The sequence below is a fragment of the Caproiciproducens faecalis genome (genome assembly GCF_019448085.1).
Lineage (GTDB): Bacteria > Bacillota > Clostridia > Oscillospirales > Acutalibacteraceae > Caproiciproducens > Caproiciproducens faecalis.
Genome location: NZ_JAGFNZ010000003.1, coordinates 88,628 through 108,133, shown reverse-complemented (window position 1 = coordinate 108,133; position 19,506 = coordinate 88,628). Strand labels below are relative to the sequence as shown.

At 52.9% G+C, this 19,506-nt stretch carries 20 protein-coding genes; 5 read left to right on the top strand and 15 right to left on the bottom strand.

Annotation, left to right across the window (positions count from 1 at the left end; genetic code table 11):
- Positions 1–96: 96 nt before the first annotated feature.
- The 6 genes from J5W02_RS09230 to J5W02_RS09205 form a co-directional block, all read right to left on the bottom strand.
- Complete coding sequence (locus J5W02_RS09230) at positions 97–2,460, bottom strand: homocysteine S-methyltransferase family protein (protein WP_219965402.1); 2,364 nt, start codon at positions 2,458–2,460, stop codon at positions 97–99.
- Positions 2,461–2,464: 4 nt separating this feature from the next.
- On the bottom strand, positions 2,465–3,103 hold the full coding sequence (locus tag J5W02_RS09225) for a vitamin B12 dependent-methionine synthase activation domain-containing protein (RefSeq protein ID WP_219965401.1): 639 nt from the start codon (positions 3,101–3,103) through the stop codon (positions 2,465–2,467).
- The gene (gene metF, locus J5W02_RS09220) at positions 3,100–3,966 is read right to left on the bottom strand and encodes a methylenetetrahydrofolate reductase [NAD(P)H] (RefSeq protein WP_219965400.1); all 867 of its coding nucleotides are present in this window, start codon (positions 3,964–3,966) and stop codon (positions 3,100–3,102) included. Before metF ends, J5W02_RS09225 begins: the two co-directional genes overlap by 4 nt.
- A 430-nt stretch (positions 3,967–4,396) precedes the next feature.
- Positions 4,397–4,573: a hypothetical protein gene (locus J5W02_RS09215; RefSeq protein WP_219965399.1), complete on the bottom strand. Its 177-nt coding sequence runs from the start codon at positions 4,571–4,573 to the stop codon at positions 4,397–4,399.
- Positions 4,574–4,614: 41 nt separating this feature from the next.
- The gene (locus J5W02_RS09210) at positions 4,615–4,773 is read right to left on the bottom strand and encodes a hypothetical protein (RefSeq protein ID WP_219965398.1); all 159 of its coding nucleotides are present in this window, start codon (positions 4,771–4,773) and stop codon (positions 4,615–4,617) included.
- Positions 4,774–4,869: 96 nt separating this feature from the next.
- Complete coding sequence (locus J5W02_RS09205; protein ID WP_219965397.1) at positions 4,870–5,421, bottom strand: TIGR01440 family protein; 552 nt, start codon at positions 5,419–5,421, stop codon at positions 4,870–4,872.
- Positions 5,422–5,628: 207 nt separating this feature from the next.
- On the opposite strand from J5W02_RS09205, the gene J5W02_RS09200 reads away from it, so the two are divergent.
- Positions 5,629–6,468 carry a DegV family protein gene (locus J5W02_RS09200; RefSeq protein WP_219965396.1) on the top strand — a complete coding sequence of 280 codons (840 nt, stop codon included), beginning with the start codon at positions 5,629–5,631 and terminating at the stop codon, positions 6,466–6,468.
- 51 nt (positions 6,469–6,519) lie between these two features.
- On the opposite strand, the gene J5W02_RS09195 is transcribed toward J5W02_RS09200, so the two are convergent.
- The gene (locus J5W02_RS09195; protein WP_219965395.1) at positions 6,520–6,744 is read right to left on the bottom strand and encodes a hypothetical protein; all 225 of its coding nucleotides are present in this window, start codon (positions 6,742–6,744) and stop codon (positions 6,520–6,522) included.
- Between the two features lie 219 nt (positions 6,745–6,963).
- Positions 6,964–7,455: a MarR family winged helix-turn-helix transcriptional regulator gene (locus J5W02_RS09190; RefSeq protein WP_219965394.1), complete on the bottom strand. Its 492-nt coding sequence runs from the start codon at positions 7,453–7,455 to the stop codon at positions 6,964–6,966.
- Positions 7,456–7,714: 259 nt separating this feature from the next.
- Between J5W02_RS09190 and J5W02_RS09185 the strand changes: the two genes are divergently transcribed.
- From J5W02_RS09185 to J5W02_RS09170, 4 genes are all read left to right on the top strand, one after another.
- Entirely contained in the window at positions 7,715–8,923 is a 1,209-nt protein-coding gene (locus J5W02_RS09185; protein WP_407928367.1) for a MalY/PatB family protein, read from the top strand.
- Positions 8,924–8,959: 36 nt separating this feature from the next.
- Complete coding sequence (locus J5W02_RS09180; RefSeq protein WP_219965393.1) at positions 8,960–10,204, top strand: dicarboxylate/amino acid:cation symporter; 1,245 nt, start codon at positions 8,960–8,962, stop codon at positions 10,202–10,204.
- A gap of 155 nt (positions 10,205–10,359) precedes the next feature.
- A complete protein-coding gene (locus J5W02_RS09175) occupies positions 10,360–11,334 on the top strand; it encodes a Gfo/Idh/MocA family protein (RefSeq protein WP_219965392.1) in 975 nt (324 codons plus the stop codon).
- Positions 11,335–11,469: 135 nt separating this feature from the next.
- The gene (locus J5W02_RS09170) at positions 11,470–12,105 is read left to right on the top strand and encodes a TrkA C-terminal domain-containing protein (protein ID WP_219965391.1); all 636 of its coding nucleotides are present in this window, start codon (positions 11,470–11,472) and stop codon (positions 12,103–12,105) included.
- Positions 12,106–12,180: 75 nt separating this feature from the next.
- On the opposite strand, the gene J5W02_RS14755 is transcribed toward J5W02_RS09170, so the two are convergent.
- From J5W02_RS14755 to J5W02_RS09140, 7 genes are all read right to left on the bottom strand, one after another.
- Complete coding sequence (locus J5W02_RS14755) at positions 12,181–13,095, bottom strand: glycine betaine ABC transporter substrate-binding protein (protein WP_255575665.1); 915 nt, start codon at positions 13,093–13,095, stop codon at positions 12,181–12,183.
- Between the two features lie 33 nt (positions 13,096–13,128).
- Positions 13,129–13,740, bottom strand: a complete 612-nt coding sequence (locus J5W02_RS14750) for an ABC transporter permease (protein ID WP_255575664.1) — start codon at positions 13,738–13,740, stop codon at positions 13,129–13,131.
- Positions 13,737–14,375 carry an ABC transporter permease gene (locus J5W02_RS09160; RefSeq protein WP_219965390.1) on the bottom strand — a complete coding sequence of 213 codons (639 nt, stop codon included), beginning with the start codon at positions 14,373–14,375 and terminating at the stop codon, positions 13,737–13,739. The genes J5W02_RS14750 and J5W02_RS09160 overlap by 4 nt, the downstream gene beginning before the upstream one ends.
- The gene (locus J5W02_RS09155) at positions 14,372–15,493 is read right to left on the bottom strand and encodes an ABC transporter ATP-binding protein (RefSeq protein WP_219965389.1); all 1,122 of its coding nucleotides are present in this window, start codon (positions 15,491–15,493) and stop codon (positions 14,372–14,374) included. The genes J5W02_RS09160 and J5W02_RS09155 overlap by 4 nt, the downstream gene beginning before the upstream one ends.
- A gap of 217 nt (positions 15,494–15,710) precedes the next feature.
- Entirely contained in the window at positions 15,711–16,925 is a 1,215-nt protein-coding gene (locus J5W02_RS09150; protein ID WP_219965388.1) for an MFS transporter, read from the bottom strand.
- A gap of 230 nt (positions 16,926–17,155) precedes the next feature.
- Positions 17,156–18,367: an MFS transporter gene (locus J5W02_RS09145; RefSeq protein WP_219965387.1), complete on the bottom strand. Its 1,212-nt coding sequence runs from the start codon at positions 18,365–18,367 to the stop codon at positions 17,156–17,158.
- A 201-nt stretch (positions 18,368–18,568) separates the two neighbouring features.
- Complete coding sequence (locus J5W02_RS09140; RefSeq protein ID WP_219965386.1) at positions 18,569–19,435, bottom strand: LysR family transcriptional regulator; 867 nt, start codon at positions 19,433–19,435, stop codon at positions 18,569–18,571.
- Between the last annotated feature and the right edge of the window lie 71 nt (positions 19,436–19,506).

Genomic DNA, 19,506 nt, shown 5'->3' with positions numbered 1-19,506 from the left:
AGTGACGCCTGACTGGGGAAGTCTATCAATTCTGACTGAGATACAAAAAGCTGCCGAAGGAATTTTCCCCCGGCAGCTTTTATACTATTTGTATAATCATTCTCCGCTGAACAGCTTCTGCGCGTAATGCACCGAGCCCATGGCGTCCCTGGAATAAGCGTCCGCATGAATCTGCTTCGCGTATTCGGGCGTAAGCACCGCGCCGCCGACCATCACCCGGCAGTCCGGCACTCTTTCGTGCAGCCGGCGGATGGTTTCCGCCATATTGGCGACAGTCGTCGTCATCAGCGCGCTGAGCCCGACCAGTTTGACGTTTCCGCTTTCCGCCGCGTCCACCACCGTTTCGGGCGGTACGTCCTTGCCAAGGTCAATCACATCGTAGCTGTAATTTTCAAGCAGCACCTTGACGATATTCTTGCCGATATCGTGGATATCGCCCTTGACGGTCGCAAGGATGATTTTTTCCTTCTTCGTCTGTTCGCCGTTGACGGTCATTTTCCCGCGAATGACTTCAAACGCAGATTTTGCCGCTTCCGCGCTCATCAGGAGTTGGGGGAGAAACAACACTCCCTGCTCGAAATCTTTTCCCACACGGTCGAGCGCGGGGATCATCTGGGTATTGATGATGTCGAGCGGCTCCTGTGTTTCCACCAGCTTGAGCGCCGCCGCGTGCGCGCTTTCCTTTAATCCGCGTACAACCGCGTCCAGCAGAGTGATTTCCCCCGCGGCGGGCGGCGGTGCGGCTTCCGTTTTCTGCGCGGAATACCGGGCAATATACTCCGCACACTGCCCGTCGCTTCCGCTGAGCGCGCAGTACGCATGGTACGCGTCCATCATCGCGGCGGAGTTGGGGTTGACAATCGCAGCGCCCAGCCCGTTTTGCAGCGCCATCGTGAAAAACGCGGCGTTGATGTGCTCCCGCTGGGGCAGACCGAACGAAATATTGGAAACGCCGAGCGAGGTGTGGGCTCCCAGCCGGTCACGAATCAGCCGCAGGGCTTCCAGCGTAACGGCGGCGTTTTCCTGTCCGGCGCTGATGGTCATGGCAAGGGTATCGAAAACAAGGTCTTTCTTTTCGATTCCGTATTTCTGAGCCGTTTTCACAATTTTTTCCGCGATTTCAAACCGGCCCTGCGCCGTGGACGGAATACCGTTTTCGTCCAGCGTCAGCGCGATGACGGCGCCGCCGTATTTTTTCACGAGCGGGAAAATCGCCTCCATGGATTCGGCCTTTCCGTTGACCGAATTCACCAGCGGTTTCCCATTGTAAATGCGCATGGCGTCCTCCATCGCTTTCGGGTCGGAGGTGTCGAGCTGAAGGGGAAGGTCGGAAATCCCCTGAATTTCCATAACCGCGCGGCGCAGAAGCGCGGGTTCGTCAATTTCCGGCAGACCGACGTTTACGTCGAGGATATGGGCGCCGTTTTCCTGCTGAGTAATCGCTTCCCTTAACAGATAATCCATGTCATTGTCGCGCAGCGCCTGCTTCAGCCGGGATTTGCCTGTGGGATTGATCCGCTCGCCGATCAGCACCGGCTTTTCGCCGAACACCACCGCGCGGGCAAACGAGGATACCACCGTGCGGTTTTTCGGAACGATGGGCTGGGGAGAAAGGTCTTTGCACCGCCGCACCACCGCCGCAATATGCTCCGGGGTCGTGCCGCAGCAGCCGCCCAGAATCCAGGCGCCTTCCTTCGCGATTTCCTCCATCACGGCGGCGAATTCCTCCGGACCTACGTCAAATACGGTCTTATCCCCTTCCGTGCGGGGCAGACCCGCGTTTGGGTTTACAATCACAGGCAGGGAACACGCCTGTATCATCTGTGGCAAAAACTTTTTCATCTGTTCCGGCCCAAACCCGCAGTTCAGCCCGATGGCGTCCACGCCGAGACCCTCCAGCAGCGCGACCGCGGAGGGAATATCGCCGCCGGTCAGCAGCTTACCCTGTTCATCCACCACCATGGTGACAAAAACGGGCAGGCGGGTGCTTTCTTTCGCCGCAAGCACGGCGGCTTTGCACTCGTAGGTGTCGCTCATGGTTTCAATCAGGATCAGATCGGCGCCCGCTTTTTCCCCGGCGGCGGCAGCCCGGGCAAACGCGGATACGGCGTCCTCAAAATCGAGGTCGCCGAGCGGCTTGAGAAGCTTTCCGGTCGGGCCGATATCCATGGCAATCAGCGCGCTCGGGGCAGCCTTTCTGGCAAGGTTCACCGCCGCCGTTACAATTTCCTCCGTGGAGTGGCCGTGCAGTTTGATCGGGTTGGCGCCGAAGGTGTTGGCCGTCAGGATGTCCGCGCCCGCGGCACGGTATCGGCGGTGAATATCCTCAATCAGCTCCGGGCGAGTCAGGTTCCACAGCTCCGGCAATTCGCCGGGGCCAAGGCCGTTTTCCTGTAAAAGGGTGCCCATACCGCCGTCAAAAAAGACCATGCGTTTCCCCAGTTCTTCCAGTATTTCCATCGTATCAGTCCTTTCTGAACGGACAGTTCAAAGATTCGCAGCCCATGCACTTCGCAATATGGCAGGTGGTCTGCTCCGCGGTCAGCCCGATCACCGCAGTAACGGATTTTGTCGGCACCAGCATGCTGTCCTGCGTCATGGCAAGGCCGATTTTTTTCTGCGCCTGTAAAATTCCCAGAAGGTCACGCTGATGCAGAATGGAAAAGTCGCCGTAGCCGGGGCTGTAGCGCGGCCGCAGAAACAGCCCGCGCTTTGCCGCTTCGGCGGAAAGTTTTTGTTCCGCTTCATCGCAGACGCTCTCTGTCAGCGCGGCGGCACAGGCCTGCAGAATCACGGCGCGGCTCATATCGATTTTGGAGGCGCGCTCCAAAAGAAAATCCGCTTTTGTCCCGAGCGTGGCAGCAAACAAGTTCGCTTCGCCGCACCCCGAAAGATGCCGCCGCAAATCCCCGCTTTCCACCCGCAGGGTTCCGAGCAGAACCGTGTCCCCGTCGAACTCCACCGGCAAAAGCAGGCTGAGGCTGCGCGGAGTGACCGCGGCCCGCAGCTCGTTCATACAGGATTCTATTGTCCGCAGCGTGCGTTCATCCGCGGGCTTTCCACGGTAACCCAGGTAGCGCAGTACCTCTTGCGTTTCTTTCATGGTCTGATAATCTCCGATAAATTATCCATAATTTTCGCCGCGATATCCGGCTTGTTCATCGTATAGAGATGAATGGCGTTGACGCCGTTGGAAATCAGGTCAATAATCTGCTCCGTCGCGTAGGCGATGCCCGCCTGCTTCATGGCGGCGGGTTTGTCGGCGAATTTATCCACAATCGCCTTGAAGCGCGGCGGAAGCTCCGTGCCGGAAAGCGCGCAGATCCGCTTGATCTGGCTGCTGTTGGTCACCGGCATGATGCCCGCGACCACGGGAATCTGAATGCCTTTTGCCAGAATACGGTACAAAAACTGGTAGAGGATATTGTTGTCAAAAAACATCTGCGTAGTCAGAAAATCACAGCCGCTGTCCACCTTTTCCTTCAGGTAGCCGATGTCGTCCTCCCTGCGGGCACACTCAACGTGACCCTCCGGGTAGCAGGCCGCGCCGATGCAGAACCCGCCGTATTCCCTGATCTGCCTGACCAGCTCGCTGGCGTAGCGGTATTGGCCGCCCGACGGAAACACGGAATCCTTTGGGATATCCCCGCGCAGAGCCAAAATATTTTCAATATTCTGTTCTTTTAACCCGGATAGTATCTGCCCGACCTCCTCCTTGGTGGAGGAAACACAGGTAAGGTGCGCCAGTGCGGTGACACCACAGCTCTGAATTTCCGAAGCGATGCGGGTCGTGTTTTTGGAAGTGCCGCCGCCCGCACCGTAGGTCACGCTCATAAAATCCGGCTTGAGCGCGGAAATGCCGCGCACAACTTCTTTTACCCGATCAATGTCATCGTCTTTTTTCGGAGGAAACAGTTCACAGGAAACCGTGACTTTCCCGCTGTTCAGTATTTCGCTGATTTTCATGGCTTTGTTCCTTTCAAACTACCGGAAAATAAAAAGCCCCGTCTTCAAAGGCAAAATTGCCTTTTGAAGACGGGGTCCTAAAATCCCGTGTTACCACTTCAAATTTGCCTGCTCCTTGCGGAAACGGGCCTCTAAGGGTATTACAGTGAAAACCACCGCCTATACCCGCTTTCTGTAACGGGAAATCCCGTCGCAGCCTAAACCGGAAAGCCGGCCTCGGTGCGCCGCTCAGGAGCCATTTTCGCCCAGCTTCCCACCCGCTTCCTTTCAGCGCGGCCATGCCGCAGAAGCGTCTCTGTGTGCTTTCCGAAGGGGTACTTTCTCCATCCCTGCGTGTAAAAATATATTTTTACTAGTGTAGCATAGAAAAGCGCAGTTGTCAAACGGAACAAAAAGGAAAAGGGCGGGGCGTTTTTTCGCCCCGCCGCTGTCATTCATCGTCGCGCATCAGATTCTCAGCGTAGTCGCGAAGGCTTGCGAAGGAATTGATGTTCTCCTCCCGCGCGCTGATGGATTCCTGCACATATTCCGGCAGGGTGTCAAAGTATTCACCGGCTTCGCTGTCCTCTTCGATCAGCTCGTATAAACCATTGTACTTGCCTTTCATCGGACTCACCTCCGGCAATAGTTTTTACAGGATTTCCATCATTATCCTTTTGTATTTAAAATATGCTCCGCGACCTGCATCAGTTCACCCAGCGTGGAAATTTCCACACCGGACTCCAAAATTCTGTTCTTGACGTCAATGGGCAGATTTTCAAAATATTCCCTTAACTCCGGGTTGTTTTGATAAAAGGTATGACTCAAAAAAAGCGCCTCCTTTCAACACAGTCAGACCGGGATCATCCCCAATGTCTTTAGTGTTTGCGGGAGGCGCACGGTTTAATTTAGGAATTTTTCCCTTTATCGGAGGGTCTCGTCGTAGTTCGCACGTTCGCCGCCGACAAATTTCGGTCTGGTGCGCGCAGCGGTCACGTTGGCTTCTCCGATTTTGCGGACGGAAAGCCGTACCGGCACCGCCACTCTGGCAAGGTGCATACCGATCAGCGTACCGCCGATATCGAGCCCCGCCTGTGCGGTGATTTGCTCCACCGCCACCGGATGCTCAAAGTTTGTGTAGGCGGCCGTGGCAAAGGAACCGCCCGCTTTCGGGCGGGGCACCGCGTTGACAATTTCCAGACGGTCGCGGAGCGCCGCTTCTTTTTCAAGAATGATCGCTCGGTTCAGATGCTCGCAGCACTGCGCGGCCAGATAAATCCCTTTTTCCTTGAGAACGGGATAAATGGCATGGAACACCGCGTTGGCAATTTCCACGCTGGAGGACGAACCGATATCGTGCCCGCTGATCTCGCTGGAGGAACAGCCCACAACCAGTATATTCCCCGCGGTAAGACCCGCGGTTTTCAGCAATTCGCAGACAGCTGTTTTCGCCTGCGCCGCAATTTCATCGTACATAACCTCAACTCCAGTTATAATATTTGTAGGTTTGACAAATATTATAAGCTTACAGAAAAAATTTTGCAACTCCGCGTAGTTTTGCCGCAGAGAAATTATTTTTTACTTCTAAAATAGGATTAATATGCGCTATATATTATGATATTATAAACTAAAATATATCGTTTTAAAAACTACATTATTATTTTGAGACATGGGAGTGCTTTTATGACCTGGAGTATCGTTTCAGACAGCTCCTGCGATTTACCGTCAGACTCTTTTCAGGATTGCGGCGTGCACTTTGCCACCGTACCGCTGAAGTTAAGGGTGGGCAGCACCGAATATGTTGACGACGATTCTCTGAACGTTAACGTCATGCTGGCCCAGATGAAAAATTACAAAGGCCCGTCTTCTTCGGCGTGCCCTTCTCCCGAAGAGTGGGCAGACGAATTCCGGAAAAGCGACTGTACCATAGCGGTCACCATGACCAGCGCGCTGAGCGGCACCTATAACAGCGCCCTGGTTGCAAAAGACATGGTTACAGAAGAATTTCCCTGGAAGAAGATTTATGTCATTGATTCCCGTTCCACCGCGGGCGGGCTGGTGCTTATTTTGAGAAAAACTCTGGAGCTGATTCAGTCCGGCCTGGATTTTGACGAAATCGCCCAGCAGGCGGAAGCGTACTCCCGTAGCCTGTTTTTATTGTTCGCGCTGGGTTCCTACGACAACCTGATTAAGTCGGGGCGCATGTCCCGCGTAGCGGGGATTCTCGCCACCTCTCTCGGTATCCGTGCGGTGGCTTCCAACACGCCGGAAGGCGAAATCAAGGTGCTGCACAAGCCGCGCGGCGAGGAACGCGCCATCCAGCAGATCGTGGAAACCATGAGCAAGCTGAAGAACATGGCGGGCCAGCCTGTGGTCATCAGCCACTGCAACAACCCCAAAGGGGCGCAGCGGCTGAAAGAGCTGATTTCCCACGTCTGCCTGACTACGAAAATCACCATTCTGCAGACGCGCGGACTGACAAGCTATTACACGGAAAGCGGCGGGTTTCTGGTGGGTTTCTAACACCGGAGCACCGTATTAAAAAGCGGCGGGAAATTTCCCGCCGCTTTTCGTTTATGTATTTTTTCCGATCCCGAGCGTCAGGCTCAGAATTTTCCCGTCATCATCCAGAACGGCACGGTCCGTTCCCTCCAGCGTAAAAATGCCGCCGGTTTTGCCGACACAGGCCGCCGCCCACGGAACAAGGTATCCGCCCTGCTCGGGGAAAACCTGCCAGACATGTTTCATCTCTTTGTTTTTGCCCAGAAAAACACGGAAAAACTCTTTGATTTTTTTCACGCCCACGGATTTCGTCGTACCCTTTCAGCCGCAGGGAAGCACTTTCCGCAAACAACCCCGCAAGTTGCAGGAGCATTTCTTCGTTTTCCACCGCTAAATCCAGCTCCGTAAAATACCTGTCGATCACCGTCAATGCAACCACTCCCGCACCCGGCCTTTTCCCGCCGGTTCCTTTTAACTGCATTATAGCACCCGGCAGGGCTTGTTTCAAGAAGAGAATTATTTTTCGTCCTGCTTAAACAGGCTGATATAGACGTCAATCACCTTATAGAAGGTGTCGATTTCTTCCGGGGTACATTTCATCATCAGCTCTTCGGTGGTTTGGGCAATGTCTACCAGATCGTACATTTTGTGCGCAATGGAAAGCCGCGTGCCTTCCTCCGTGGCGTACAGAAGAACGGTTTTAGAGTTGTTCTCCTTCATTTTGCGGGTAACCAGCCCGCTTTCCACCAGCTTTTTCACGGTCTGGGAAATGGCTCCCTTGGTTTTGTTCCAATCCTTGGCCAGCTCGGTAATGGTGGTGCCGGGATTCTCTTCTATATAGGTAAGGGTGTGGACATCGATCATGCCTATTTGCTGCCCGGTGCCGTAATCCCTTTGCGTATGTATATAATCACTGTATAATAAAACAAACTTATACAGCTTATCCGCACGCGCGTTCAGCTCGCGGTAAAGCCTGTCCAAGTCCTCGCGCTGGTCCTGAATTGCCATGTATGAGCCCCCGTTTCCTGTGATATTGTTATTATGCCATAAAACGGAACAAATTACAATATATCCATCCCGCCCGCAAATTTACATGTTTACTCACTAAACTAAATCCTTGTGATATTGTCAAATTTTAGCGACATATTCTGTTATAATGCACAAATATGTAAATATTAATATTATTTAATTGACATATTACTGGCATAGTGCTATATTCTAAGCAACAAATAGTTTAACTGCTAAACAATAAACGAAACCCTAAAAAATGAAGAAGAGAAAGGTGATCGGAATGAATGCAGAACAGTTTTGCGCAAAATACGCGGTAGACAGAATGGGTACCAGCTCCCTGAAATGGGACGCTTTACAGGTGAGGTTCGGCGATCCGGATCTGATTTCCATGTGGGTGGCGGATATGGAGTTCCGTACCTGCGACGCAGTAATTGAGGCAATGACCGAGCGGGCCCGCCACGGCGTATTCGGCTATTCCTTTGTTCCCGACGAATACTACGAAGCGTTTTTCAACTGGGAAGAGAAGCACCACGGTTACCGTCCGCAGAAGGACTGGATGCGTTTTTCCACCGGCGTGGTGGTCGCCCTGTACTGGTTTGTAAACGCGTTTACCAAACCCGGCGATTCCGTCATGATCCTGACCCCCGTCTACTACCCGTTCCACAACGCGGTAAAGGACAACGGCCGCAAATTGGTAACCTGTGAGCTGACAAATACCGACGGCCGCTACACCATTGACTACGAAAAATTCGAGAAAGACATTGTTGACAACGACGTCAAGCTGTTCATCCAGTGCTCCCCGCACAACCCGGCCGGCCGCGTCTGGACAGAAGACGAGCTTGACACGGTTCTGGGCATCTGCAAGCGCCACAACGTGCTGGTCGTTTCCGACGAAATCCATCAGGACATCATTCTGGGCGACAAGAAGCAGATTCCGTCCGCAATCGTAAAGGGCGGCAAATACGCGGACAACCTGATTACGGTGACCGCTCCGTCCAAAACCTTTAATCTGGCGGGACTGCTGAATTCCCACATTATTATTGAGAACCCGGAAATCCGCGCCCAGTACGACAATTACGCAAAGACCGTCAACCAGACCGAAGTCAACATCATGGGTCTGACCGCGGCACAGGCGGCCTACACTCAGGGCGAGGACTGGCTGGAAGGCGCGCTGTCCGTCATGCGTGAAAACTACGAATATGTCTGCAAGACCCTGAAAGAGGGCGCTCCCAAGATTGTCATTACCCCGCTGGAAGGAACCTATTTGATGTGGCTCGACATGCGTGCGTATCTGGACCCGGACAGCGTAAAAGACTTTACGCAGAACAAGTGCCGTCTTGCGGTGGATTACGGCGAATGGTTCGGTTCCCAGTGCAAAGGCTTCATCCGTCTGAACCTTGCGACCGAGCCGAAATATGTGAAAGCGGCAATTGAGAACATCATTAAAAACATAAAGGCCCTGTAAACGAAAGTTCACAAAAAAATATGAGGAGGAAAACATATGGCAACTTTTTTTAAAAACAACAAGTTTCCCTTTATCCTTCTGGGCAGCATGCTTGCGGGTTCCATTCTGGGGGCGTACTGGGGTTCCGGCGCCGCCGTGCTCTCTCCGATTGCGGATGTGTTCCTGAACCTTCTGTACTGCTGTGTGGTTCCGATGATCTTTGTTTCCCTGGTTTCTTCCATTGCCAACATGGAAAACCTGAAGAAGCTCGGTAAGATTCTCGGCATTATGATGCTCATCTTTATTCTGACCGAAATCATTGCGAGCATCTATATGGCAGTCGTCTGCGGCGTTTTTGACCCCGCCAAGGGCGCTCAGATCGCAATGAACCAAAAAGTCGACGACCTGACCAGCAACAACAACTTCCTGTCCATGTTTACCGTCAACGACTTTTCGCTTCTGTGGTCCCGCAAGAGCCTGATGGCCCTGATCGTGTTCTCCATGATCTCCGGCGTGGCTTTGGTCGCGGTCGGCGAAAAAGGGAAGCCGGTTGTGCAGTTCTTTGACGCGCTGTCCGCCGTTATTATGAAGATGGTCGGCTATGTTATGCTGCTGGCTCCCATCGGACTGGGCGCTTTCTTCGCAACGCTGATCGGCCAGTACGGCAGTGAAATTGCCGGCCCGCTGTCCCGTTCCATCGTCATCTATCTGTTTGCGGCCGTGGCCTACTACGCGCTGTCCAACACGCTGTTTGCCTTTATCGGCGGCGGGGTGCTCGGAATCAAGCGCTTCTGGAAGCCCATTATTTCCCCCACGCTCACCTCTCTGGGCACCTGCTCCAGCGCCGCGTCCATTCCCGCGGAGCTGATTGCCGCAAAGCAGATGCATATTTCCGATGATATTGCAAATATCACCATTCCCATGGGCGCAAACCTGCACAAAGACGGCGCCTGCCTGATTACCATCCTGAAAATTGCGTTTATGTGCTCCGTGTTCCATGTGAACTTCCTTGATCCGCACATCATGTTCACAGCCATTCTGGTATCGGTCATCGCCTCCACCGTGATGGGCGCGATTCCCGCTGGCGGATATGTCGGTGAAATCTTCATCATTTCCGCTTTTGGATTCCCCGAGGTTTCCATTCCGATCATGGTTCTGATCGGCACCATTACCGACGCTCCCGCCACCGCCATCAACTCCACCGGCGACACCGGTGTGGCAATGATTATCGCCCGCATCATGGAAGGCAAAAATTGGCTGAAAGACAAAGTTGCGGCCGAAGCAAAGACCGAAGCTGCCTGAGTTTTTCTTTCCTTTCCGTTTTCAGAGACAGGAGAAATCCTGTCTCTGTTTTTTTACCCCGTTTACCGGGCGCGCCTCCGGCTTGAAAAGCCGCCGGTTCCATGCTACACTGTACTTAATTAACCATACAGGATGTTTTGGAAAGGAACGGTTCTATGAAATTAGGAATCATCGGCACTTCGGAAATTTCCCGCCTGTTTGTGCAGGGCGCTGTGGAAACAGGATGCTACGAGCCGTACGCAGTTTATTCCCGCAAAGCGGAAACCGGGGAGGAATACGCCTCTCACTACCATATCCGCCATGTATTTACCAAACTGGAAGATCTGGCGAACTGCCCCGAGCTGGACGTGATCTACATCGCCTCCCCGAACAGCCTGCATTTTCCGCAGGCGAAGCTGTGCCTTTCCGCCGGCAAGCATGTGATCGTGGAAAAGCCGGGGATGGCAACTTCCGCGCAGCTGGAAGAATTGTTTGAAATTGCGGAGAAAAACCACGTTTATCTGCTGGAGGCAATCCGTCCCATTTACAATCCGGATCTTGCCGTTTTGAAGGAAGCAGTCGCAAAAATAGCCCCGGTTCACTATGTCTATTTGAACTACATGAAATATTCCTCCAAATACGACGCGTACAAAGCAGGAAAGAACCCGCCGGTTTTCAGCCCGGAGTACGACGGCGGCGCGCTCGCCGACCTTGGCATCTACAATCTTTACCTCTGCGTCGCCCTGTTCGGCGCGCCGAAAAGCAGCAAGTGCTTTGCCAGCCTGCTTGACAGCGGAGTGGACGGAGTCAGCACCCAGATTCTGGAATACGACGGCTTTAACGCCGTACTCACCTCTTCAAAAATTTCCGTCAGCCGCTCGCCGAGTGAAATTCAGGGCGAAAACGGCACCGTTACACTGGAAGGCCCCACTTCTCTGGACGCCATCCGGCTTTATACGCGCGATGGCGGGGAAACCCTTCTTTCCACACAGCGCAGGTCATCCATGTACTTTCAGCAGAAAGCGCTTGCCCGCATCATTACGGAGCGCGACGCAGCCGCTTACGAGCAGGCCTGTGACCGGATGCGCTGCTGCATCGGGCTGCTGGAACAGGGCCGCCGTCAGGCGGGAATCCGGTTCAGCGCAACCTGATTTTCCTGTTGTTGTTGCCGCATAATTGTGATATGATAGAAATAAAGAAAAAGCACCTCAAAAGCACCTCCGTTTTTTTGCGGAAGTGCTTTTGAGCATAATATAACAGTATTTTCACAGGATAAGGTGAGGTTTATGGAAGACATCATGAAGGTAGCGGCACCGGTTTACCAGAAGATTGCCGCGGACATTGCAGCAAAGATTGTAGATAACCGTTACCGTGTAGGAGAAAAAATATACGCAAGGTCGTACCTTGCAAGCCAGTACAAAGTTTCTTCCGAAACCGCCCGGCGCGCCATCTGCGTGCTGTCCGATCTGGAAATTGTGGACGTGACCAAAGGCAGCGGCGTAGTCATTAAATCTTACGATAACGCCGTGAAGTTCGTCCATCAGTATAACGATATTCAGTCGCTGAACGATCTGAAAAAGGATATTTTGAGCAGCATTGAGCGGCAGAAAAAAGAGACGAAATTTCTGCTCAAATCCGTCTCCAGCATTATAGACCGGACGGAGCGTTTTCAGTCCATCAATCCGTTTATCCCGTTTGAAGTGGAAATTACGGGCAAAACGCCCCTGCTCAACAAATCCCTCTCCGAGCTCAATTTCTGGCACCACACGGCGGCGACCATCATTGCCATTAAGCGGGACAATACGCTGATGATGTCCCCCGGCCCGTACGCGATTCTGCAGAAACACGATGTGCTCTACTACTGCGGTGAGGACAACTGTCAGGACAGAGTAAAGAGCTTTCTTTACCCTGATGACGAATAAACAGGACATGCAAAGACCCGAACGGGCTGAAAAGCCGGTTCGGGTCTTTTTTAAGATGGTGAATTTTCGTATAAATTATTTGAGCAGTCCCTTTTCCTGCAGGAACTGTTTCGCGACATCATCCACGCTCTTTCCTTCTACATCGACCGCGTAGGTCAGGTTGACCATGGTTTCGTTGTCAAAGATGCCGCCGAGCTTGTTCAGCGTTTCTTTGAGGTTGGGCGCCGTATCCTTGAACCGCTCAAATAGGTCGGAGCGAACGAGCAGCGCGCCGTTGTACTCCGGGAAGAAATTTTTGTCGTCCTTGAGCACCTTCAGCTGCGCCTTTTTGTTCAGGCCGTCGGTGGCGTAAACTTCGGTCACGTCAATGTTTCCGTTTTCCACCGCGGAGTACTTCAGCCCGAGGTCGACCGGCTTGCTTTCCTTAAAATTCAGCCCGTAGAATTTGACGAACGGGTTGAACTTCATACTGCCTTCTTCGCTGAAAAATTCATGCTCCGCGCCGAAAACCAGCTTGTCGGCCACCGGCACAAGGTCGCTGATGGTTTCCAGCTTGTACTGATCCGCAATCTTCTGCGGAACGGCAATCGCATAGGTATTGTTGATGCCGAGCTTATCCAGAAGAGAAACCTTCTTTTCTTTCAGCGCGGTTTCATTGGCAAAATCATAGAGGGTCTGTCCTTCGGGGATATCTTTGGTGTCCAGCTTCAGATAGGTGGTAAGCAGCGTGCCGTCGTAGCTGTTCATCAGGTCGCAGCTGCCCTTGACCAGCTCGTTGAAGCCGTTGACGGGGGAGACCTCGTCCTTAATAACGACCTTGGCGTCGGTGTCCTGTTCCACCAGCAGCTTTACCATCCGGTGAATCAGCTTCATTTCGGAAAACTGACCGTCCATAATGACGATCTCGTTCCCGCCGCTCTTCCCCGAACCACAGCCCGCGGCGGACAGTGCCAGAATCAGGCTCATCATAACGGCGATGATTTTTTTCATAAGTTTCTCCCTCTTTTCTTTTATTTTTATATTTTAATGTTTATCGCTTTTTACAGTACCACGGCGGTACAGCCGCTTTTCGATGTATGCCATCCCGCTGTCAAACAGCACGGCCATTGCCATCAGCGACAGGGTGCCGGACAGAATCAGCTGCATGTTCTGAATATGGATGCCGCGGTAGATAATGGACCCCAATCCGCCGCCGCCCACAAAAGTGGCAAAGACGGCTACGCCGATGGACGTCACGGTGGCAATCCGGATGCCGGTAAAGATCACCGGAAAGGCAATGGGGATTTCCACATGGAGCAGCCGGTAAGTTCGGCTCATCCCCATGCCGTCGGCGGCTTCCTTAATGGCGGGTTCAATATCGCTGAGGCCGAGATAGGTGTTGTGCACAACCGGCAGCAGGGAATACAGCACCAGCCCGATCATCACCGTCGGCTTGCCCGCGCCCAGAAAAACCATAATCATACCGAGCAGGGCCAGCGCGGGTACGGTCTGCAGAATATCCACTGTCCATAAAACCGCCGCTCGCACCGATTTTTTCATGTATGCCAGCACTCCGAGCGGCAGCCCGATGACAACGGTAAAGGCCACGGACAGCAAAACAATGTAAAGATGTTCCAAAATCATCGTTCCATTCATTTGGCATCCCTCCTCAATCCCTTCGGGACGGCCTTCTTCTGGAAACAGTCAATCAGGAGCCCCAGCCCCACCGCCAGAATGGCGGCCGGAACCGCCCCTGCGATAATCAGCGTGTTGTTGTTCGTACTGACGCCGATATAGATAAAGTCCCCCAGACCGCCCAGACCGATCATAGAGGCCAGCACTGCCCAGCTGACAATATAGACGGTGGACATTCTCAGTCCGCCGATAATCGCCGGCAGCGCCAGCGGCAACTCCACCCGCAGCAGCGACTGCAGGGAAGACATCCCGCAGCCCTTCGCCGCTTCCTTGTACTGCTCCGAAACGCCGATCAGCCCTGTATAGGTGTTTTTCAGCACCGGGAAGATTGCGTAAATGGAGAGCGCGGCCAGCACGGTGGCGGGCACCATACCGAGATACAGAAACAAAATACCGATAAAGACAATGCCGGGAATCGTCTGTACCACAGAAAGAACCGGCAGTACATATTTGGAAATTTTGGGGACTCTGGAAAGCAGAATACCCAGAAACAGCGCAATCACAAATCCAATGGAAACGGAAATCAGAACGTAGAACAGATGGGTGCCGATGGCATTCAGGAGTTTCTCTCCGTAAAGACGGAAAAAATTACTCATTGCCCATCCCCCCAAACTACGCTTGCCAACGCCTTTGACATGCTGGTTTTGGTGATGATGCCGGCCACTTTTTTGTCATCGGTCAGCACAACAACGTATTCCGCCCGCTGGCCGCTGATGATGTCAAAGGCAGTCTTTGCCGGAGTGTCGGGCGTAACGGTCGGGAAATCCACGGTAATCAGATCTTTGATAGAGTCTCCCGCTTTCCCGCGCTCGTTCACGGTTTCAATCAGCAGTACGCCCAAATAGCGCTCCTGCTGATCCACCACAACAAGGGAGTCAATTTCCCTGCGGCTCATCATATTGACGCATTCCAGCGTCTTTCTGTCCTGTGTGACCTTTGCCACGTTGGTTTTCATCAGATCGGAACACGCCAGCTGATTCTGAGAAAAATTATGTACATGCTTGCCCATAAACTCCCGCACGGTATCGTTGGCCGGCGCGCGGAGAATTCCTTCCGGAGTATCCGCCTGCAAAATCTGACCCTCGCTCATAAACACGACCGTGTCCGCCATTTTCAAAGCCTCGTCCATGTCGTGGGTAACAAAGATGACGGTCTTGCCCAGCCGCTGCTGCAGGGACTTAACTTCATCCTGCAGGGAGTCCCTTGTAATCGGGTCCAGCGCGCCGAACGGCTCATCCATCAGGATAATGGGCGGTTCCGCCGCCAGTGCGCGAAGCACGCCGATCCTCTGCTGCTGCCCGCCGCTCATTTCGTTCGGGTATTTATGCGCGTAGGTTTCATACGGCATATTGACCAGCTCTAAAAGCTCTTTTGCCCTCCGGCGACTTTTTTCCTTGTCCCATTTCAGCAGGCGCGGCACCACACAGATGTTCTCTTCCACCGTCATATTGGGGAAAAGGCCGATCTGCTGAATGACATAGCCGATGTGGCTGCGCAGCTTTTCGGGATTCATCTCCATAATATTTTTTCCGTCGATGCTGATGCTGCCCGAATCCATCTCGATCAGGCGGTTCAGCATTTTCAGCGTTGTCGTCTTTCCGCAGCCGGAAGGGCCGATCAGTACGACAAACTCACCGTCGGGTATTTTAAGGCTTAAATCTTTCACAACTTTTTGTTTTCCGTAAGACTTGCTGACATTTTTATATTCAATCATAAATGCCCTCCTTTTCCGCTCATAATCCGACAAGAAACAACTTCATAAATTTTATAGATTGCTTCTTAGATTTCTATAATATCATAAAGTCATCAATTCTGTCAAATAGATGCTGTAATTTTTTGGTAAAAGCATTCATTTTCATTCGGTTCCGAACGCGAAAAAGCGCATACCCTTTTCAGGATATGCGCTCGTTTGATTGGGTTCCGTTGCCGGTTCAGGCCGATTGTGCGCCCGCCTCCACCAGCGTTTTGCTGTAAATGAGGAAAAATCCCTCCGCGAAAATCAGCACGCCGGTGACAACCAGCATCCATTCAATTTTAATCCAGTCCGACATGGGCCCGAACAAAAGCATTCCCAAAGGCATGCTCATGCTGGTAATCATGGTCAGCACTCCGAACACGCGTCCAAGGTACTCCGGTTCCACCTTTTCCTGAAGCAGGACGGTAGACGGCGTGTCAAACACGGGCATGACGAATCCGACAAGACCCATCAGTACCAGATAAACCCTGAAATCCCCAACGACGCCCAGAAAAAGCACCCCGACGCCGGTCACAAAGCTGGAAAGCGCCATGGTATGTACCCGGTTTTTGAGTCCGCCCCAAGAGGCCATCAGCAGTCCGCCCAGCATCATTCCGAGTGAAAAAGCAATTTCAATGGCGGTAAGGTACCAGACCTCGCTCCCAAAACTGCGGGTAACCTGCAGCGGGGTCAGAAAAGCTGCCGGCGCCGCCAGAAAAGTAAAGAGGGCGAAAAAGAGGAAAAACTTTTTTAAGTACGGATGCGTGCCAATATAGGAAAAACCCAGCCGCAGGCCTTCAAAATATCCGGAGCTTTCGGGTGCCGCGCCGCCTTCCTGCACAGGAACGCGAAGAAAAAACAGCAGGGTGAAAACGCCGACCGCAGCGGTTCCCACATCAATAAAAAAGATGGTTTCAATCGGCGCGGCCGACATCAGCGCACCGCTGAGAATGGGCGAAAGCAGCATGATGGCCGACTGAATGCTGGAGTTCAGTCCGTTGACCCGCGTCAGCTTCTCCACCGGAACCAGCTGCGGCAGAAACGCACCCACGCTCGGCGTCTGCACCGCGGAACCCAGCGCGCGCACCGCCGAAATGAAAAACAGAAGCCACATCTCTTTGTACCCAATCAGAAACAAAACCGCCATGACAAGTGTGGACAGCGCAATGAAGGAGTCCGACAGGGCGATCAGGATTTTCCGGTTGTAGCGGTCCGCCCAGACACCCGCAAAGGGGGAAAGCAAAAAAGTGGGGACAAAGCCGCAGAGAATGGAGATCATCATCATAACGCCCGACTTTGTCTGCAGGGTAATATACCACATAATGGCATACTGAACCAGAGACGAGCCCAACAGGGAAACCGTCTGGCTTGCCAAAAACAGAACAATATTCTTTTTCCAATGCTGTTGCATCACATAAATCCTTTACAAAATGATTATTTTCTCATACCGGTATTTCAGTGAAGAAATCCGTTTGGGTGTAGCGTCATCATTCTGCAAAAGCCTGACATACTCATGAATTTTCCTCCTGCGTAAACTTTTCGGCTCCATTACCGATCTCTCTATGATATGATACCGTAACTTTTCGTGACCGTCAAGAAAAAAGGGGAAGAGCAAAAAGACAGGCAGGACATGCGCGCGAATTAAACCGGATTTTTCCGCTGACGGAGAAGCGCGAAAACGCATCCCGCCGCCGCCAGCAGCAAAATGCCGCCCAGCGTGCCGATTCCCGCTGTATAGCTGTACCGGTCGCTGACCGCCCCGATTGCCGGAGGGCCAAGGGTTTGACCGACGTCCATCAGCGTACTCATTACGCCCAGCGACGCGCCAAGCTGCCCTTTCTGCGCCACATCCGCCGCCAGCGCGTTGGTTCCGGACGTAATCAGGGCAAAGCCCAGACCGTAAACCACAACGAGAGGAATCACAATCAGAACCTTGCTGACGGCAGCCAGCAGAAAAAAACTGCCCGCACAGACAAAAAGCCCCGCCGCCATCAGCGGCAGGCGGCCCACACGGTCGGACACCCGGCCGAACGCCGGTTTGAGCAGGATCATCCCCACCAGCTGGGCGCCCAGCACGAAGCCGATCTGTCCGGTGGACATTCCCAGTTGTCTGGCGTACAGGGGAAAGATCATTTCAAACGCGCTGTAAGCAAAATATGCGCAGGCATTCAAAATCCCCACCAAAAGCAGCGGCCGGTAGCGCAGCATGTTCCACAGCTTTTTCAGGAACGCAGTTTTTTCGATTTTGGTTTTTTCCTGTTGAATTTCTTTCTTGGTTTGTTGTATGTTTTTATTTTTATGGAAAAACCAAAGCGCGCAGGCCAGCGCCAGAATCCCGGCGCCGCCCGCGATTCCATACACCGCCGGAATTCCTCCGTACTCATACGCCGCACCGCCCACGGTCGGCGCCAGCGCCCGCCCCACCAGGGTGGCGGAAGTGTAAAGGGACAGATTCTGCCCGGTGTTGTTCCGGCTGAAGGCCGCAATTGCGGCCATGGCCACCGGGTCGAAAGCGGCGGTTGCAAACCCGTGGTAAAAACGCACCCCCGCCAGCCCCACCGGATTGACCACCAGAAAATAGGCAAACGGCGCGCTCGCAAAAACAATCAGCGAGCCGGTCAGAATTTTTTGATACCCGAACCGGTCGGCCAGATCTCCGGCAAGATAGCTCACCAGAATTCCCGGCAGGGTGGACGCAGAGGCAATCCAGCCGATTTGAGCGCCGTTTGCGCCCAGACTCTTTGCAAAAACCGGCAGAATCGGTGATTTTGAAATGGTGGAACTGAAAACCGCAAAAGCTCCGCACAAGCCGAGCGCCAGCATGATGCTCAGTCCCCGCGTAATCTTTATCATATGTCCTCCTCCCGCCGGCACCGAATCTTTTACTTTTCCGTCCCGCTGATTGGCACCGTATTTGTCAGCTTTTTTCTCTATGTTTCGTTTAGTATGCTCGCTCCTGCGCTTGTCAATTCTTGTATTTGACCGGGTTTTTGCAAAGAAACCATCCGTTTGGAAAGGCAGGCATCAGAAAAGGCCACGCGAAACGCATGGCCTTTAAACATGAATATTTTCCCGCATAAAATCGATAAATTTCTTAATCACGGGCAGTTCATAAGAGTCCTTTCGCCAGATAATCCAGGATTTGCGGGTAAAGGGGGTGCCGTCCCGGTAAAAAAGCGGCATCTTAAACAGGTTGGCGTCATGGTCAATAAAGCCGGGGGACAGGAAGATTCCATATCCAAGGCCGTTCAAAACCATTTCCCGGCAGGTATCCCCATGGTTTGCGTGCATCCCGACTAACGGCGGCACCGTGAAACGGTCGTACCACCACTGCTCCAGAAGCTTCTGCGCAAACGGGTCCGCCAGATAATGAATCTGCGGAATATGGGGCAGGTCCTCCAGCGTCACTTCCGACTTGCTGGCCAGACAGGCCTGGTCAACGGAAATCAGGTGCCTTTCAAAATCCTTTCCCAATTCTCCGCGGATAAAACCCACATGAATCCGGTACTGTTCCAGCAGGCTGACCACAACGGTGCTGACATCTGTGGAAATATCAATATAAACATTGGGATGCAGCTGCTTGTACTGATTCAGAAACTGCGGCAGAATCGAACGGGCAAACGCGTTCGTCATGCCAAGCTGAATGGTGCCGGATTCCCCGTCGCCGATGCGCAGCAGGTTTTTCCGGATCGTATCGAACTGATCGGTCAGCCTGCGTGCCTCCGCGGCAAGATATTCCCCCTCCGGAGTAAACACAACGCCTTTCGGGAACCGCACCACAATCTGCACCCCCAGCTCTTCCTCAATATGCTGAAGCCTTTTGGAAAGCGTGGGCTGCGTCATAAAAAGATTTTCCGCCGTCTGTGTAATATTGGGCGTGCGGGACAGGGCATCAATAATCTTCCAGTCCGATTCTTTCATGGCGATTCCTTCCTTTCGGATACCTTGCAGGCAGACAGAGCATTCCAAAATGGAATGTTATTTCATAATAT

Excerpts from the sequence above, each read along its gene's own strand:
- J5W02_RS09140 (WP_219965386.1), bottom strand. The coding sequence starts at position 19,435 with ATGAAAGAATCGGACTGGAAGATTATTGATGCCCTGTCCCGCACGCCC.
- J5W02_RS09200 (WP_219965396.1), top strand. The coding sequence starts at position 5,629 with ATGACCTGGAGTATCGTTTCAGACAGCTCCTGCGATTTACCGTCAGAC.
- J5W02_RS09145 (WP_219965387.1), bottom strand. The coding sequence starts at position 18,367 with ATGATAAAGATTACGCGGGGACTGAGCATCATGCTGGCGCTCGGCTTG.
- J5W02_RS09150 (WP_219965388.1), bottom strand. The coding sequence starts at position 16,925 with ATGCAACAGCATTGGAAAAAGAATATTGTTCTGTTTTTGGCAAGCCAG.
- J5W02_RS09230 (WP_219965402.1), bottom strand. The coding sequence starts at position 2,460 with ATGGAAATACTGGAAGAACTGGGGAAACGCATGGTCTTTTTTGACGGC.
- J5W02_RS09185 (WP_407928367.1), top strand. The coding sequence starts at position 7,715 with ATGAAGAAGAGAAAGGTGATCGGAATGAATGCAGAACAGTTTTGCGCA.
- J5W02_RS09160 (WP_219965390.1), bottom strand. The coding sequence starts at position 14,375 with ATGAGTAATTTTTTCCGTCTTTACGGAGAGAAACTCCTGAATGCCATC.
- J5W02_RS14755 (WP_255575665.1), bottom strand. The coding sequence starts at position 13,095 with ATGAAAAAAATCATCGCCGTTATGATGAGCCTGATTCTGGCACTGTCC.
- J5W02_RS14750 (WP_255575664.1), bottom strand. The coding sequence starts at position 13,740 with ATGAATGGAACGATGATTTTGGAACATCTTTACATTGTTTTGCTGTCC.
- J5W02_RS09225 (WP_219965401.1), bottom strand. The coding sequence starts at position 3,103 with ATGAAAGAAACGCAAGAGGTACTGCGCTACCTGGGTTACCGTGGAAAG.
- J5W02_RS09190 (WP_219965394.1), bottom strand. The coding sequence starts at position 7,455 with ATGGCAATTCAGGACCAGCGCGAGGACTTGGACAGGCTTTACCGCGAG.
- J5W02_RS09155 (WP_219965389.1), bottom strand. The coding sequence starts at position 15,493 with ATGATTGAATATAAAAATGTCAGCAAGTCTTACGGAAAACAAAAAGTT.
- J5W02_RS09215 (WP_219965399.1), bottom strand. The coding sequence starts at position 4,573 with ATGAAAGGCAAGTACAATGGTTTATACGAGCTGATCGAAGAGGACAGC.
- metF (WP_219965400.1), bottom strand. The coding sequence starts at position 3,966 with ATGAAAATCAGCGAAATACTGAACAGCGGGAAAGTCACGGTTTCCTGT.
- J5W02_RS09170 (WP_219965391.1), top strand. The coding sequence starts at position 11,470 with ATGGAAGACATCATGAAGGTAGCGGCACCGGTTTACCAGAAGATTGCC.
- J5W02_RS09205 (WP_219965397.1), bottom strand. The coding sequence starts at position 5,421 with ATGTACGATGAAATTGCGGCGCAGGCGAAAACAGCTGTCTGCGAATTG.
- J5W02_RS09175 (WP_219965392.1), top strand. The coding sequence starts at position 10,360 with ATGAAATTAGGAATCATCGGCACTTCGGAAATTTCCCGCCTGTTTGTG.
- J5W02_RS09180 (WP_219965393.1), top strand. The coding sequence starts at position 8,960 with ATGGCAACTTTTTTTAAAAACAACAAGTTTCCCTTTATCCTTCTGGGC.